The following is a 15,471-nucleotide window of genomic DNA, read 5'->3' as shown; positions in this document are numbered from 1 at the left end:
CTTAAAAACATAGCCTCTTATTCATATTCATTTTTCATACAGCTTTATAAATTATTTCCCAAACTGTTATAGTCCCTTATTTTCATTATTAATAAGTATGACGTTGAGTTATCCACTTATCAACAGTGATTCGTGTTTTCTGTGTGGATAATTACTATACTATGCACAAGTTTACATATCTTTTACGAACATATTCACAGTCATTTGACATCTATCTGACTGAAAAAGTATAATTGTGTGGATAAGTCGTTTAATCATTGATTTTATAAGGATTTATTTATTAGATTTATATACAAAAAGTCTGTGAACAAATCATAGTATGAATTAAGTTATCCACTATCTGTGATTAACTTGTGGATAATTATTAACATGCTGTGATTATTTTTATCCACGGGTGTTATTTTTGTGTATAACTAAAAATTTTTGAGAAAGATGGAGTTATTTATGTCTGAAAAAGAAATTTGGGAAAAAGTATTAGATCTTGCCAAAGAACGAATTTCAAAAATAAGCTTTGATACCTTCGTAAAAGATACGCAACTCTATTCACTCCAAAATGACGAAGCCATCGTATTAGTAAGTGAATCATTTAATGCGAGTTGGCTAAATCAAAAATATAGTGAGATTATGCAAAGCATCATATATGACGTCATTGGTTATGAGGTTAAACCACATTTTATAACTGAAGAAGAATTGTCTAAATATATGAACCCAGATCAAAAACAACCTGAACCAACTTCTACTAAAGAACAAACAACTTCACATAATGTTGAAAACCCAGGTGGTATCGAACAATTTAATACACATAATACGTTTGATACATTTGTTATTGGTCCAGGCAACCGCTTCCCACACGCAGCCAGTTTAGCCGTAGCTGAAGCACCAGCAGAAGCATATAATCCTTTATTTATTTATGGTGGAGTTGGATTAGGAAAGACCCATCTTATGCATGCGATTGGGCATCATGTTTTAAGTAATAATCCTAATGCTAATGTGATTTATACATCTAGTGAGAAATTTACGAATGAATTTATTAAATCTATTCGTGATAATCAAGGTGATGCATTTAGAGAGAAATACCGTAATATCGACGTATTATTAATCGACGATATTCAGTTCATCCAAAATAAGGAACAAACCCAAGAGGAATTTTTCCATACATTTAATGAGCTACATAATAATAGTAAACAAATAGTTATTTCAAGCGATCGCCCACCTAAAGAAATCTCTAAACTATCAGATAGACTTCGTTCACGTTTCGAGTGGGGTTTAATTGTGGATATCACACCACCAGACTACGAAACACGAATGGCTATTTTACAGAAAAAGATAGAAGAAGAAAATTTAGATATACCAATGGAATCTCTAAATTATATTGCTAATCAAATTCAATCCAATATTCGTGAACTCGAGGGTGCGCTAACACGTTTGTTGGCTTATTCACAACTTCAAGGTAAACCAATAACAACTGAATTAGCTGCTGAAGCTTTAAAAGATATTATTCAAGCACCTAAATCTAAAAAGATTACAATTCAAGATATTCAGAAAGTGGTAGGTCAATACTACAATGTACGTATTGAAGACTTTAGTGCTAAAAAACGTACTAAATCCATTGCCTATCCAAGACAAATCGCGATGTATCTTTCAAGAGAACTAACAGATTTCTCACTACCTAAGATTGGGGAAGAGTTTGGCGGTCGTGATCATACTACTGTGATTCACGCTCACGAAAAAATTGTAAATGATATTAAAGCAGATCCAACATTCAAACAAGAAGTAGAGAATTTAGAGAAAGAAATTAGAAATCAATAGTTGGGAAATAATTTTAAATATTAAACTGTTATAATACAGCTATAATTTAAGATTGAATTTAACTCTAAAAGGGAATAATTACATCGGATATTTTATTTCGCTTACTTTTTCTTTTATAAAGCTAATAGAGATAATCAACTTGTGGATTGTGGACAATGTTGAAAAGGTGTACACAGTATACACACTTTATCCACATGTGTATAACTTTGGCACATCAGACTTAATGTCACTTATCCACTAATTCACAAGCCCTACTACTATTACTATGAATTTAAAACCTATATAATTATATATAAACGACTGGAAGGAGTTTAAATTTTAATGATGGAATTCACTATTAAAAGAGATTATTTTATTAATCAATTAAACGATACACTAAAAGCTATTTCACCAAGAACTACATTACCTATACTTACAGGTATTAAAATCGACGCTAAAGATAATGAAGTCATCTTAACTGGTTCAGATTCTGAAATCTCAATTGAAATCTCAATCCCTAAACAAGTAGATGGTGAAGATATTGTAGATATATCAGAAACTGGTTCAGTCGTACTTCCTGGTCGTTTCTTCGTTGATATTATCAAAAAGTTACCAGGAAAAGACGTTAAATTATCTACTAATGAACAATTCCAAACACTAATTACATCAGGTCATTCTGAATTTAACTTAAGTGGTTTAGATCCAGATCAATATCCATTATTACCTGAGGTATCTAGAGATGATGCAATTCAATTATCTGTAAAAGTATTAAAAAATATCATTGCACAAACGAATTTTGCAGTGTCCACCTCAGAAACACGCCCAGTACTAACTGGTGTGAACTGGCTTATACAAGATAATGAATTAATATGCACAGCAACTGACTCACACCGCTTGGCTGTAAGAAAGTTGAAATTAGAAGATACATCTGAAAACAAAAATGTCATCATTCCAGGTAAAGCATTATCTGAATTAAATAAAATTATGAGTGACACTGACGAAGATATTGATATTTTCTTTGCGTCTAACCAAGTGTTATTCAGAGTAGGACATGTCAATTTCATTTCTCGTTTACTTGAAGGTCATTATCCTGATACAACTCGTTTGTTCCCTGAAAACTATGAAATTAAGTTAGGTATTAACAACGGTGAGTTCTATCACGCAATTGATCGTGCCTCATTATTAGCAAGAGAAGGCGGCAATAATGTTATCAAGTTAAGTACTGGAAACGAATTAGTTGAATTGTCTTCAACATCTCCAGAAATCGGTACTGTTAAAGAAGAAGTGACAGCAACTGATGTTGAAGGTGGAAATCTTAAAATTTCTTTCAACTCAAAATATATGATGGATGCCTTAAAAGCCATTGATAATGACGAAGTTGAAGTTGAATTCTTCGGTACGATGAAACCATTTATCTTAAAACCGAAAGATGACGATTCAGTAACACAACTTATATTACCGATTCGTACTTACTAAAATATGTTATAGATCAAAAGTAAAAAAGCTGAGACACAAATATTTGTCTCAGCTTTTTTATTTTATTTGAGTTTTAAAGTGTGTGAGCCTCTGTATAAGCTTAAGAAAAAATTTTAGGAGGAATTTATCGTTTCAGAAAAAACGAAGCAAATATTGCCTTTAAAATTAAAAAAAGATAATGTAACTCTCGAAAATCGTATTAAAATGTGCTTTAAAAATAAAAATAGAAAATTATCACATTAAGTAAACGTTTACTTTCTTTGTTTTACATGAAATTTAAGCGCAAAACAGGTATAATATATTAATGACATAAAAAGAAATGGAGTGATGAATTTGATTCAAGAAGTTGTTGTAGAAGGTGACATTACTTTAGGTCAATTTCTGAAAACAGAAGGTATTATTGAATCAGGTGGACAAGCGAAATGGTTCTTACAAGATTTCGAAGTTTTAATCAATGGGCAACGTGAAGTAAGACGTGGCAAAAAATTAGAACATCATGACCGTATCGATATACTTGAATTACCTGAAGATACAGGTGCCTTTTTAATCATTCACCAAGGTGAACAATGAAACTAAATACACTCCAATTGGAAAACTATCGTAACTATGAAGAGGTTACAATCGATTGTCATCCTGAAGTGAATATTCTCATTGGCGAGAATGCACAAGGAAAGACGAATCTCCTTGAATCAATTTACACTTTAGCTTTGGCAAAAAGCCATAGAACTTCAAATGATAAGGAACTCATACGTTTTGATTCTGAGTATGCTAAAATAGAAGGTGAGCTAAATTATAGACATGGCACAATGCCACTAACGATGTTCATTACTAAAAGAGGTAAGCAAGTTAAAGTTAACCACTTAGAGCAAAGTCGATTGACACAATATATCGGACATCTAAATGTGGTGCTTTTTGCGCCAGAAGATTTAAACATCGTTAAAGGAGCACCTCTAGTACGTCGTCGTTTTATAGACATGGAGTTGGGACAAATTTCAGCTGTCTATCTAAACGACCTTTCTCAATATCAACGTATTTTAAAACAAAAGAATAATTACCTTAAACAATTACAAATTGGAAATAAGACTGACACAACTATGCTAGAAGTCTTAAATGAGCAATTTGCAGAGTATGCGTTGAAGGTAACGTTACGTCGAGAACATTTTATTAAAGAATTAGAACAATTAGCTCAACCCATACATGCAGGTATTACAAACGAGCGTGAGCGATTAGCGCTCAAATATTTACCAAGTTTGAAAATAAGCAACCACGACCAATCAGAATCAGAAATGCTTGAAGAGGTGTTAGCATTACTTAATGACAATCTTCAAAGAGAAAAAGACCGCGGTGTAAGTCTGTTTGGACCTCATCGTGATGACTTAGGTTTCAATGTTAATGGCATGGATGCACAAACATATGGGTCACAAGGACAGCAGAGAACAACTGCATTGTCTATTAAGCTAGCAGAAATTGAATTAATGAATATAGAAGTTGGAGAATATCCAATTTTATTATTAGATGATGTGTTAAGTGAGCTAGATGATTCTCGACAAACACATTTATTAAGCACAATTCAACATAAAGTACAGACATTTGTAACTACGACATCCGTAGACGGTATTGATCATGAAATCATGAATAACGCTAAGTTATACCGTATTAATCAAGGTGAAATTATAAAGTAACAGAAAGTGATGGTGAATACATTGTCAGATGTAAACAACAATGATAATTATGGTGCTGGCCAGATCCAAGTACTAGAAGGACTGGAAGCGGTTCGTAAGCGACCTGGTATGTATATCGGTTCAACTTCAGAAAGAGGATTGCACCACTTAGTATGGGAAATTGTTGATAATAGTATTGACGAAGCATTAGCAGGTTATGCTGATGAAATTAACGTAACAATTGAAAAAGATAATTGGATTAAAGTTACTGACAATGGACGTGGGATTCCAGTTGATATTCAAGAAAAAATGGGACGCCCAGCAGTTGAAGTTATCTTAACTGTACTTCACGCCGGAGGTAAATTCGGTGGCGGTGGATATAAAGTCTCAGGTGGTTTACATGGTGTTGGGTCATCTGTAGTAAACGCCTTATCAGAAGACTTAGAAGTATATGTACATCGTAACGAAACAGTTTACCACCAAGCTTATAAAAAAGGTGTACCACAATTTGATTTAAAAGAAGTTGGTAGCACTGATAAGACAGGTACAGTCATTCGTTTTAAAGCAGATAGTAGTATTTTTACTGAGACAACTGTTTACAACTATGAAACATTACAACAACGTATTCGTGAATTAGCTTTCTTAAACAAAGGAATTCAAATCACTTTAACTGATGAACGTGATGAAGATGAAATAAGACAAGACTCATATCACTATGAAGGTGGTATTAAGTCTTACGTAGAAATGTTAAATGAAAATAAAGAACCGATTCACGGCGAGCCAATTTATATTCATCAATCTAAAGACGATATCGAAGTAGAAATTGCGATGCAATATAATAAAGGCTACGCAACTAACCTATTAACATATGCTAATAACATTCATACGTATGAAGGTGGTACACATGAAGATGGTTTCAAGCGAGCATTAACACGTGTACTAAACAGTTATGGTATGAGTAGTAAAATTATCAAAGAAGATAAAGATAGACTTTCAGGTGAGGATACACGTGAAGGTTTAACAGCTATTGTTTCTATCAAACATGGTGATCCTCAATTCGAAGGTCAAACTAAAACGAAATTAGGTAACTCAGAAGTACGTCAAGTAGTAGATAAATTGTTTGCTGAATACTTTGAACGTTTCTTATATGAAAATCCTAATGTGGCTAGAATTATTGTTGAAAAAGGTATTATGGCATCTCGTGCGCGTGTAGCAGCTAAAAAAGCACGTGAAGTCACACGTCGTAAATCAGCTTTAGAAATTTCAAGTTTACCTGGTAAACTTGCTGATTGTTCAAGTAAAAACCCAGAAGAAAGTGAAATATTTATTGTCGAAGGTGACTCTGCAGGTGGGTCTACAAAATCAGGACGTGACTCAAGTACACAAGCAATCTTGCCATTAAGAGGTAAAATCCTTAACGTTGAAAAAGCACGTTTAGATCGTATTTTAAATAACAATGAAATCCGTTCTATGATTACTGCATTTGGTACAGGTATTGGCGGAGAGTTTGATATTTCAAAAGCACGTTATCATAAAATTATTATTATGACAGATGCCGATGTAGACGGTGCGCATATTAGAACATTATTATTAACATTCTTCTATCGTTTTATGAGACCACTTATAGAAGCGGGCTATGTATACATTGCACAACCGCCATTGTTTAAATTAACACAAGGTAAACAAAAATATTACGTCTTTAACGAGAGAGAATTAGATAAATTAAAAGAAGAATTGAATCCAACACCTAAATGGTCAATTGCACGTTACAAAGGTCTTGGTGAAATGAACGCTGATCAATTATGGGAAACAACAATGAATCCAGAACATCGTGCAATGCTTCAAGTATCTTTAGAAGATGCTATTGATGCCGACCAAACATTTGAAATGTTAATGGGAGATGTTGTTGAAAATCGTAGACAATTTATCGAAGATAACGCAGTCTATGCCAACCTAGATTTCTAAGTAGAAATGAACTGAACTTTTGAAGGAGGATCTCTTGATGGCTGAATTACCTCAATCAAGAATTAATGAACGAAATATAACCAATGAAATGCGCGAATCATTTTTAGACTATGCAATGAGTGTTATCGTTTCTCGTGCATTGCCAGACGTCAGAGACGGATTGAAACCAGTTCATCGTCGTATTTTATACGGATTAAATGAACAAGGTATGACACCAGACAAATCTTATAAAAAATCAGCACGTATTGTTGGGGACGTAATGGGTAAATATCACCCCCATGGTGACTCATCAATTTATGAAGCAATGGTAAGAATGGCACAAGAATTCAGTTATCGTTATCCATTAGTTGATGGACAAGGTAACTTTGGTTCTATGGATGGTGATGGAGCTGCTGCCATGCGTTATACCGAAGCACGTATGACTAAAATCACTTTAGAACTTTTACGTGACATCAATAAAGATACAATTGATTTTATTGATAACTATGATGGTAATGAAAGAGAGCCGTCAGTCTTACCTGCTCGTTTTCCTAACTTATTAGTAAACGGTGCTGCAGGTATCGCGGTTGGTATGGCAACGAATATACCACCACATAATTTAACTGAAGTCATTGATGGTGTCTTAAGTTTAAGTAAGAATCCAGATATCTCTATTAGCGAATTAATGGAAGATATCCAAGGTCCTGATTTTCCTACTGCAGGCCTTATCTTAGGTAAAAGTGGTATTAGACGTGCTTATGAAACAGGTAGAGGTTCTATACAAATGCGTTCACGTGCTGAAATCGAAGAACGTGGTGGCGGTCGTCAACGTATCGTTGTTACAGAAATACCTTTCCAAGTAAACAAGGCACGTATGATAGAGAAAATTGCTGAACTTGTTCGTGATAAGAAAATCGATGGTATTACTGATTTACGTGATGAAACAAGTTTACGTACAGGTGTAAGAGTTGTTATTGATATTCGTAAAGATGCAAATGCTAGCGTTATATTAAATAACTTATATAAACAAACACCATTACAAACATCATTTGGTGTGAATATGATTGCCCTAGTTAATGGCAGACCTAAACTAATCAATCTTAAAGAAGCATTAGTACACTACTTAGAACATCAAAAAACAGTCGTACGTAGACGTACTGAATATAACTTAAGAAAAGCCAAAGATCGTGCGCATATTTTAGAAGGTTTACGTATAGCGCTAGATCATATCGATGAAATTATTACGACAATTCGTGAGTCTGAAACAGATAAAGTCGCAATGGAAAGCTTGCAAGAAAGATTTAAATTGTCTGAGCGACAAGCACAAGCCATTTTAGACATGCGTTTAAGACGTCTGACTGGTTTAGAAAGAGACAAAATTGAATCAGAATATAACGATTTATTAGCATACATCGATGAATTAGAAGCTATTCTAGCGGACGAAGAAGTGTTATTACAATTAGTTCGTGACGAATTAACAGAGGTTAAAGAACGTTACGGTGACGAACGTCGTACAGAAATTCAACTTGGTGGCTTAGATGACATTGAAGATGAAGACTTAATCCCAGAAGAACAAATTGTTATTACTCTAAGTCATAATAACTATATTAAACGTCTCCCTGTATCTACATATCGTGCACAAAATCGTGGCGGTCGTGGTGTACAAGGTATGAATACTTTAGAAGAAGATTTCGTGAGTCAATTGGTTACGTTAAGTACACACGATAACGTTTTATTCTTTACAAATAAAGGACGCGTATACAAACTTAAAGGCTATGAATTACCAGAACTTTCTCGTCAATCTAAAGGTATTCCAATTGTGAATGCCATTGAACTTGAAAATGATGAAAGTATTAGTACAATGATAGCTGTTAAAGACTTAGAAAGAGAAGATAACTACTTAGTGTTTGCTACACGTAAAGGTATCGTTAAACGTTCATCATTAAGTAATTTCTCTCGTATTAACAAAAATGGTAAAATTGCAATTAACTTTAAAGAAGATGATGAGTTAATTGCGGTTAGACTGACAGATGGTGAAGAAGATATACTCATCGGTACAGCACATGCATCATTAATTCGCTTCTCTGAAAAAGCGTTACGTCCACTTGGTCGTACAGCAGCAGGTGTGAAAGGTATTACCTTACGTGAAGATGACGAAGTTGTTGGCTTAGACGTTGCTCATGCTAATAGTGAAGACGAAGTGTTAGTTGTTACTGAAAATGGTTACGGTAAACGTACACCAGTTGGTGAATACCGATTATCTAATCGTGGTGGTAAAGGTATTAAAACTGCAACGATTACAGAACGTAATGGTAATATCGTATGTATTACTACAGTAACAGGTGAAGAAGACTTAATGGTTGTAACAAACGCAGGTGTGATTATTCGCCTTGATGTACATGATATTTCTCAAAATGGACGTTCTGCACAAGGTGTTAGACTTATGCGTTTAGGTAACGAACAATTCGTTTCTACAGTTGCTAAAGTAAAACAAGAAGACGAAGCAGATGTAGAAGATGAGAACGAAGACAGTACTCAAAATGATCGAACTGGACCTAGCAATGAAGAAGTCATTGAAGGTGGCGCACCTGGTCAAGCTATTCAAACAGAAGTTACTGACGAAGAACAAGATACTGAAGATAATTCAGATAACGATGAACGTATCGATGTAAGACAAGACTTTATGGATCGTGTCAACGAAGACATTGAAAATGATTCAGACGAAGATAACGAAGAAGAATAAAATTAAAATATAGACTAAAAATAAGACTTCCCTATAATAAGGGAAGTCTTATTTTGTGTTATATATGATTGAAATCGGACTTTAAGAAATATCTTATATCCTATTCTTCTAATTGCTTCATAGCAAATGGGATTTCACTAATTAAACGAGATGGTGGTACTACATACATCTTTTCTGATAACTTTTCGCCAATATAACTATGTGTATATGTGGCACTCATTACCGCTTCTTTAATACTATCAAATTGTCCTACAAAACTAGTAATCATACCAGCTAGTGTATCACCCATACCACCAGTAGCCATTGCTGGACTACCGATAGCTAATTTATAATCTTCATTTCTAAAGAATATCTCAGTACCATGTTTTTTAAGTACAACTGTAGCCCCTAATTGATTTACCGCTTCACGGTTACGTTCATATGTTTGTTCATCAATTGGAATACCACTTAATCGTTCCCATTCCTTTTGATGAGGCGTGAAGATAACACGACATGATGGTAATTGAGGTTTAAGTTTACTAAAGATAGTAATTGCATCACCATCGACGATTAAATTCTGATGAGGTTGAATATTTTGTAGTAGGAAAGTAATCGCATTATTCCCTTTAAAATCTATACCAAGTCCTGGACCAATTAAGATACTATCAGTCATTTCTATCATTTTAGTAAGCATCTTAGTATCATTAATATCAATTACCATGGCTTCTGGACATCTAGAATGTAATGCTGCATGGTTTGTTGGATGCGTCGCAACAGTGATTAATCCACTACCACTGAAGACACATGCACGTGCCGCTAACATAATTGCACCGCCTAAATTGGCAGAGCCACCAATTAATAGAATTTTACCGTAATCGCCTTTATGAGTATCTTCTTTTCTTTTGGGGATATTAACCGTATCTAAAGTTTCCATCTACCTAAACCTCCTTTTACCGGTATTATCTATTTGATTTAACAGTACTTACCGGGTTCAAATTTTTAATTAATATATAGTTGTAGCCTAATACATTTACTTATGAAAAAGGCTTACTCATTTCAAATACAATAGAAAATACTATACCTGTAATAGACTTTCGTCAATAGGTATTTAAGAAATATCACAGTCTACCTCATACATCAAAATTAAAATATTTTAGCGTATTAAATAATTAAATTGGTAATGTAATACAAAAATTATAAAAGGTATTGTTTATGTAAAAATGAAAACGTATACTTTTTACTAATAGAAGTTTTAATTCTACAAAAAGGGAGCTGTTTCTATGACTTTATTTTTAAATGGAGATGCTTTAACGATTGAAGATATCAAACAATTATTACACCAAGATTTAAAAATTGAAATTACAGAAGAAGCATTAGAAAGAGTTAAAAAAAGTAGAAGTGTAGTAGAAGGAATTATTAATAATAATGAAACGATTTATGGTATTACAACTGGTTTCGGTCTATTTAGTGATGTGCGTATTGATTCTACGCAATATAATGATTTACAAGTCAATTTAATACGTTCACATGCATGTGGTATGGGTGAACCCTTCTCTGAAGAAGTATCGCTTGTTATGATGATTTTACGTTTAAATACATTATTGAAAGGACATTCCGGTGTAACATTAGAATTAGTTGATCAATTACAATATTTTATCAATGAACGCATTATACCTGTGATTCCACAACAAGGTTCATTAGGTGCTTCTGGTGACTTAGCGCCTTTATCCCATTTAGCGTTAGCGCTTATCGGTGAAGGTCTTGTATATTATAAAAATGAAGAAGTAGACAGTCGATATGTCTTAAATGAATTAGGAAGAACACCATTACATTTACAAGCAAAAGAAGGATTAGCCTTAATCAATGGTACACAAGCTATGACAGCTCAAGGCGTTATCAACTATATAGAAGCGGAAGATTTAGGATACCAAGCAGAATGGGTTGCTTCATTAACTCACCAAGCATTAAACGGTATCATTGATGCATATGACCATAGAGTGCATACCGTTAGAAATAGTCAAGAACAGGTTGATGTAGCTGCACGTATGCGTGACTGGTTAGCAGATTCTCAATTAACGACAAGACAAGCTGAAATTCGCGTTCAAGATGCATACTCTTTACGTTGCATTCCACAAATTCATGGCGCTAGCTATCAAGTGTTTAATTATGTAAAAGAAAAGTTAGAGTTTGAAATGAATGCCGCTAATGATAATCCTCTTATATTTGAAGAAGATGGTGAAACTACAGTTATTTCTGGAGGTAATTTCCATGGCCAACCGATTGCATTTGCTTTAGATCATTTAAAACTAGGTGTGAGCGAACTAGCAAACGTTTCTGAGCGATGTGTTGAACGTTTAGTTAATCCACAACTTAATGGAGATTTACCAGCATTTTTAAGTCCAGAGCCTGGATTACAAAGTGGTGCGATGATTATGCAATATGCAGCAGCAAGTTTAGTTTCTGAAAATAAAACATTAGCTCATCCAGCGAGTGTAGATTCTATCCCTTCTTCAGCTAACCAAGAAGACCATGTTTCAATGGGAACTATCGCCTCAAGACACGGTTATCAAATGATTGAAAATGCGAGAAGAGTTATTGCAATTGAATGTATTATTGCCTTACAAGCTGTCGAACTTAAAGGTATAGAAGGATTATCACCAAAAACACGTGCTAAATATGACGAATTTAGAAATATTGTGCCATCTATTAAACAAGACAGACAATTCCATAAAGATATAGAAGCTGTATCCCAGTATCTAAAAGATAGTGCATATCATTAAGATCAGTTAAATAAAATTATTGAATTTTAAAATAACTTGAAAATTACAAAAAACTTTGCTATATTGTGAGTAAGTTAATAAAATATTGTTCGTAGGCCAAGTAGTATTAATGATGGATTTCAGAGAGCTTGTGGTTAGTGAGAACAAGTAATCCACTTTAATGTGAATCTACCTACATATAGTGAACAACCGGTGAATAACCGTTATTTTAGTTAAGTGCAGATAAAGTAATATCTTTGTTAGATATTTTCTTTGTTTGTTAAATAGGGTGGCAACGCGTAGACCACGTCCCTTGTTGGGGCGTGGTCTTTTTGTATGCTTTTATACATTGTTGTCACGCTAAATATAAATTATAGGAAATGGGAAAGGATGAAGGTTTCATGTTAGATATTAAACTTTTTAGAACTGAGCCAGATAGAGTTAAGAGCAAAATTGAATTAAGAGGAGACGACCCTAAAGTAGTCGATGAAGTATTAGAATTAGACGAAAAACGTCGTACTTTAATTAGCAAGACAGAAGAAATGAAAGCACAACGTAATAAAGTAAGTGAAGAAATTGCTCAGAAGAAACGTAATAAAGAAAACGCTGATGACGTTATTGCTGAAATGCGTCAATTAGGTGATGATATTAAAGAATATGATACACAATTAAATGAAATTGATAATAAAATGACTGACATTCTTGTCCGTATTCCTAACCTTATCAATGATGATGTACCTCAAGGTGATTCAGATGAAGAAAATATTGAAGTTAAAAAATGGGGTACACCACGTGAATTTGATTTTGAAGCTAAAGCTCACTGGGATATCGTAGAAGATCTTAAAATGGCTGATTTTGATCGTGCTGCTAAAATCTCTGGTGCACGTTTCGTATACTTAACAAGAGATGGCGCACAATTAGAACGTGCTTTAATGAACTATATGATTACTAAACATACAACTCAACATGGTTACACTGAAATGATGGTTCCTCAATTAGTTAACTCTGATACTATGTTTGGTACAGGACAATTACCTAAATTCGAAGAAGACTTATTTAAAGTAGAAAAAGAAGGATTATACACAATCCCAACTGCTGAAGTACCTTTAACTAACTTCTACCGTGATGAAATTATTCAACCAGGTGTATTACCTGAAAAATTCACTGGACAATCTGCATGTTTCCGTAGTGAAGCGGGTTCAGCTGGTAGAGATACAAGAGGTTTAATTCGTTTACACCAATTCGATAAAGTTGAAATGGTACGTTTCGAAAAACCTGAAGATTCTTGGGATGCTTTAGAAGAAATGACATCAAACGCTGAAGCTATCTTAGAAGAATTAGGTTTACCATACCGTCGTGTGATTCTTTGTACTGGAGATATCGGATTCAGTGCTAGTAAAACATATGACTTAGAAGTATGGTTACCAAGCTACAATGATTACAAAGAAATTAGTTCTTGCTCAAACTGTACTGATTTCCAAGCACGTCGTGCAAATATCCGTTTCAAACGTGATAATGCAGCTAAACCTGAATTAGCGCATACGTTAAATGGTAGTGGTTTAGCTGTAGGTCGTACATTCGCAGCAATCGTTGAGAACTACCAAAATGAAGATGGTACTGTAACAATCCCTGAAGCCTTAGTACCATTCATGGGTGGTAAAACTCACATTCAAAAGCCAACTAAATAATAAGATTGTTTGCGAATAAATAGTAAACATGCGTGGTAATGAAGAGCCATCATTGCCACGTATTTTTTTATGCCATTTTATATATGAAGCAGGGTAGGGGAGCATTAAATTTAAAAAAATATCTGTAATTATATGCGGGTAAGTCTAAATATTTATTGAAAATTCTGTCATATATTAAACGTTGTAATGACAACGGTTTTAAACGGAAGTTTGTCTAACGTCACACATACAGTAGTCTAAAAATATTGCCGTTTTGTGAATTGTATATTAGACTTGAATTTATTATTTACGATCTTATAAATAGAATGAAAAAGGGGGCGACACATACATATATGACACATCTCACATTTAGACAAGGCGTGAAAGAATGTATTCCAACTTTATTTGGATATGCAGGCGTAGGTATTTCGTTTGGAATTGTTGCCGCATCTCAAAAGTTTAGTTTGTTAGAAATTATTTTACTTTGTTTAATTATTTATGCAGGTGCTGCTCAATTTATTATTTGTGCTTTAGTAATTGCAGGTACACCTATAACTGCGATAGTATTAACAACATTTATTGTGAATTCACGCATGTTTCTATTGAGTATGACTTTAGCGCCCAATTATAAATCTTATAGTTTATGGAATAGAGTTGGTTTAGGGTCACTCGTAACCGATGAAACATTTGGTGTTGCCATCACGCCGTATTTAAAGGGAGAATCAATTAATGATCGATGGTTACATGGATTAAATATTACTGCATATTTATTTTGGACATTTTCATGTGTGGTTGGGGCGCTCTTTGGAAAATATATTTCAAACCCAGAAATGTTAGGATTAGACTTTGCTATTACTGCTATGTTCGTCTTCTTAGGTATCGCTCAATTTGAATCGGTTAAGAAATCTAAAATTAATATTTATCTTGTTTTAATTTTATTCGTTATTGTGATGATGCTAGCGTTAAGCTTTGTTATGCCATCATATGTAGCGATTATTATTTCAGCAGTGGTCGCTTCTGCACTTGGGGTGGTGATGGATAGATGATGACAGATACGCATATGTTAGTTGTAATCATATTATGTGGTGTAGTTACACTATTGGTTAGAATTATTCCATTTATGATGATTTCACGAGTTAGTTTGCCAGATGTTGTGATACGATGGCTTTCATTTATTCCTATTACACTTTTTACAGCACTCGTTTTAGACGGCATCATTCAACAACATGAGGGTAGTGTAGGATACACTTTAAATATTCCATTCATTATTGCTCTTATACCTACAGTACTTTTAGCAATTTTAACGAGAAGTCTAACTTGGACTATTTTAGGTGGTATTGTCTTTATAGCGATTTTAAGATATTTTATTTAACATTTTCTTCGTATCATATTGAATTTCAAATTCGAGTTAGTTAAACTTTAAGTAATTAGAATATTTTGATAATTATCGTTTT

Annotated in this window: 11 protein-coding genes and 1 other annotated feature; of the genes, 10 read left to right on the top strand and 1 reads right to left on the bottom strand. The window is 33.9% G+C overall.

What is annotated here, in order from left to right:
* Window positions 1–444: 444 nt before the first annotated feature.
* The 6 genes from dnaA to gyrA all read left to right on the top strand — a co-directional run bounded on the left by dnaA (window position 445) and on the right by gyrA (window position 9,612).
* The gene (gene dnaA, locus Q4528_RS05660; RefSeq protein WP_017636723.1) at window positions 445–1,809 is read left to right on the top strand and encodes a chromosomal replication initiator protein DnaA; all 1,365 of its coding nucleotides are present in this window, start codon (window positions 445–447) and stop codon (window positions 1,807–1,809) included.
* Between the two features lie 321 nt (window positions 1,810–2,130).
* On the top strand, window positions 2,131–3,264 hold the full coding sequence (gene dnaN, locus Q4528_RS05655) for a DNA polymerase III subunit beta (RefSeq protein ID WP_017636724.1): 1,134 nt from the start codon (window positions 2,131–2,133) through the stop codon (window positions 3,262–3,264).
* A gap of 324 nt (window positions 3,265–3,588) precedes the next feature.
* Window positions 3,589–3,834 (top strand): S4 domain-containing protein YaaA, encoded by a 246-nt coding sequence (gene yaaA / locus Q4528_RS05650; RefSeq protein ID WP_176745273.1) that lies wholly within the window; start codon window positions 3,589–3,591, stop codon window positions 3,832–3,834.
* The gene (recF, locus tag Q4528_RS05645; RefSeq protein WP_046467306.1) at window positions 3,831–4,946 is read left to right on the top strand and encodes a DNA replication/repair protein RecF; all 1,116 of its coding nucleotides are present in this window, start codon (window positions 3,831–3,833) and stop codon (window positions 4,944–4,946) included. The genes yaaA and recF overlap by 4 nt, the downstream gene beginning before the upstream one ends.
* Window positions 4,947–4,955: 9 nt before the next feature.
* The gene (gene gyrB / locus Q4528_RS05640; RefSeq protein WP_026083451.1) at window positions 4,956–6,890 is read left to right on the top strand and encodes a DNA topoisomerase (ATP-hydrolyzing) subunit B; all 1,935 of its coding nucleotides are present in this window, start codon (window positions 4,956–4,958) and stop codon (window positions 6,888–6,890) included.
* A 37-nt stretch (window positions 6,891–6,927) separates the two neighbouring features.
* On the top strand, window positions 6,928–9,612 hold the full coding sequence (gyrA, locus tag Q4528_RS05635) for a DNA gyrase subunit A (RefSeq protein ID WP_303520813.1): 2,685 nt from the start codon (window positions 6,928–6,930) through the stop codon (window positions 9,610–9,612).
* Window positions 9,613–9,712: 100 nt separating this feature from the next.
* Here the strand turns inward: gyrA and Q4528_RS05630 are convergent, their stop codons facing one another.
* Window positions 9,713–10,525, bottom strand: coding sequence for an NAD(P)H-hydrate dehydratase (locus Q4528_RS05630; protein ID WP_046467304.1), 813 nt, complete (start codon window positions 10,523–10,525; stop codon window positions 9,713–9,715).
* 346 nt (window positions 10,526–10,871) lie between these two features.
* On the opposite strand from Q4528_RS05630, the gene hutH reads away from it, so the two are divergent.
* The 4 genes from hutH to Q4528_RS05610 all read left to right on the top strand — a co-directional run bounded on the left by hutH (window position 10,872) and on the right by Q4528_RS05610 (window position 15,389).
* Window positions 10,872–12,371, top strand: a complete 1,500-nt coding sequence (hutH, locus tag Q4528_RS05625; protein WP_046467303.1) for a histidine ammonia-lyase — start codon at window positions 10,872–10,874, stop codon at window positions 12,369–12,371.
* A 78-nt stretch (window positions 12,372–12,449) separates the two neighbouring features.
* Window positions 12,450–12,667, top strand: a binding site (T-box leader).
* Between the two features lie 84 nt (window positions 12,668–12,751).
* On the top strand, window positions 12,752–14,038 hold the full coding sequence (gene serS / locus Q4528_RS05620) for a serine--tRNA ligase (protein ID WP_017636731.1): 1,287 nt from the start codon (window positions 12,752–12,754) through the stop codon (window positions 14,036–14,038).
* A gap of 332 nt (window positions 14,039–14,370) precedes the next feature.
* Complete coding sequence (locus tag Q4528_RS05615) at window positions 14,371–15,063, top strand: AzlC family ABC transporter permease (RefSeq protein ID WP_029056646.1); 693 nt, start codon at window positions 14,371–14,373, stop codon at window positions 15,061–15,063.
* On the top strand, window positions 15,060–15,389 hold the full coding sequence (locus Q4528_RS05610) for a branched-chain amino acid transport AzlD family protein (RefSeq protein WP_029056647.1): 330 nt from the start codon (window positions 15,060–15,062) through the stop codon (window positions 15,387–15,389). Before Q4528_RS05615 ends, Q4528_RS05610 begins: the two co-directional genes overlap by 4 nt.
* Window positions 15,390–15,471: the final 82 nt, after the last annotated feature.

Origin of the sequence: Staphylococcus pasteuri, from assembly GCF_030547725.1 — a bacterium.
In the GTDB taxonomy this organism is placed as follows: Bacteria; Bacillota; Bacilli; order Staphylococcales; family Staphylococcaceae; genus Staphylococcus; species Staphylococcus pasteuri.
The sequence above is the reverse complement of the archived record's forward strand: the minus strand, read 5'-3'. Positions and strand labels throughout refer to the sequence as shown.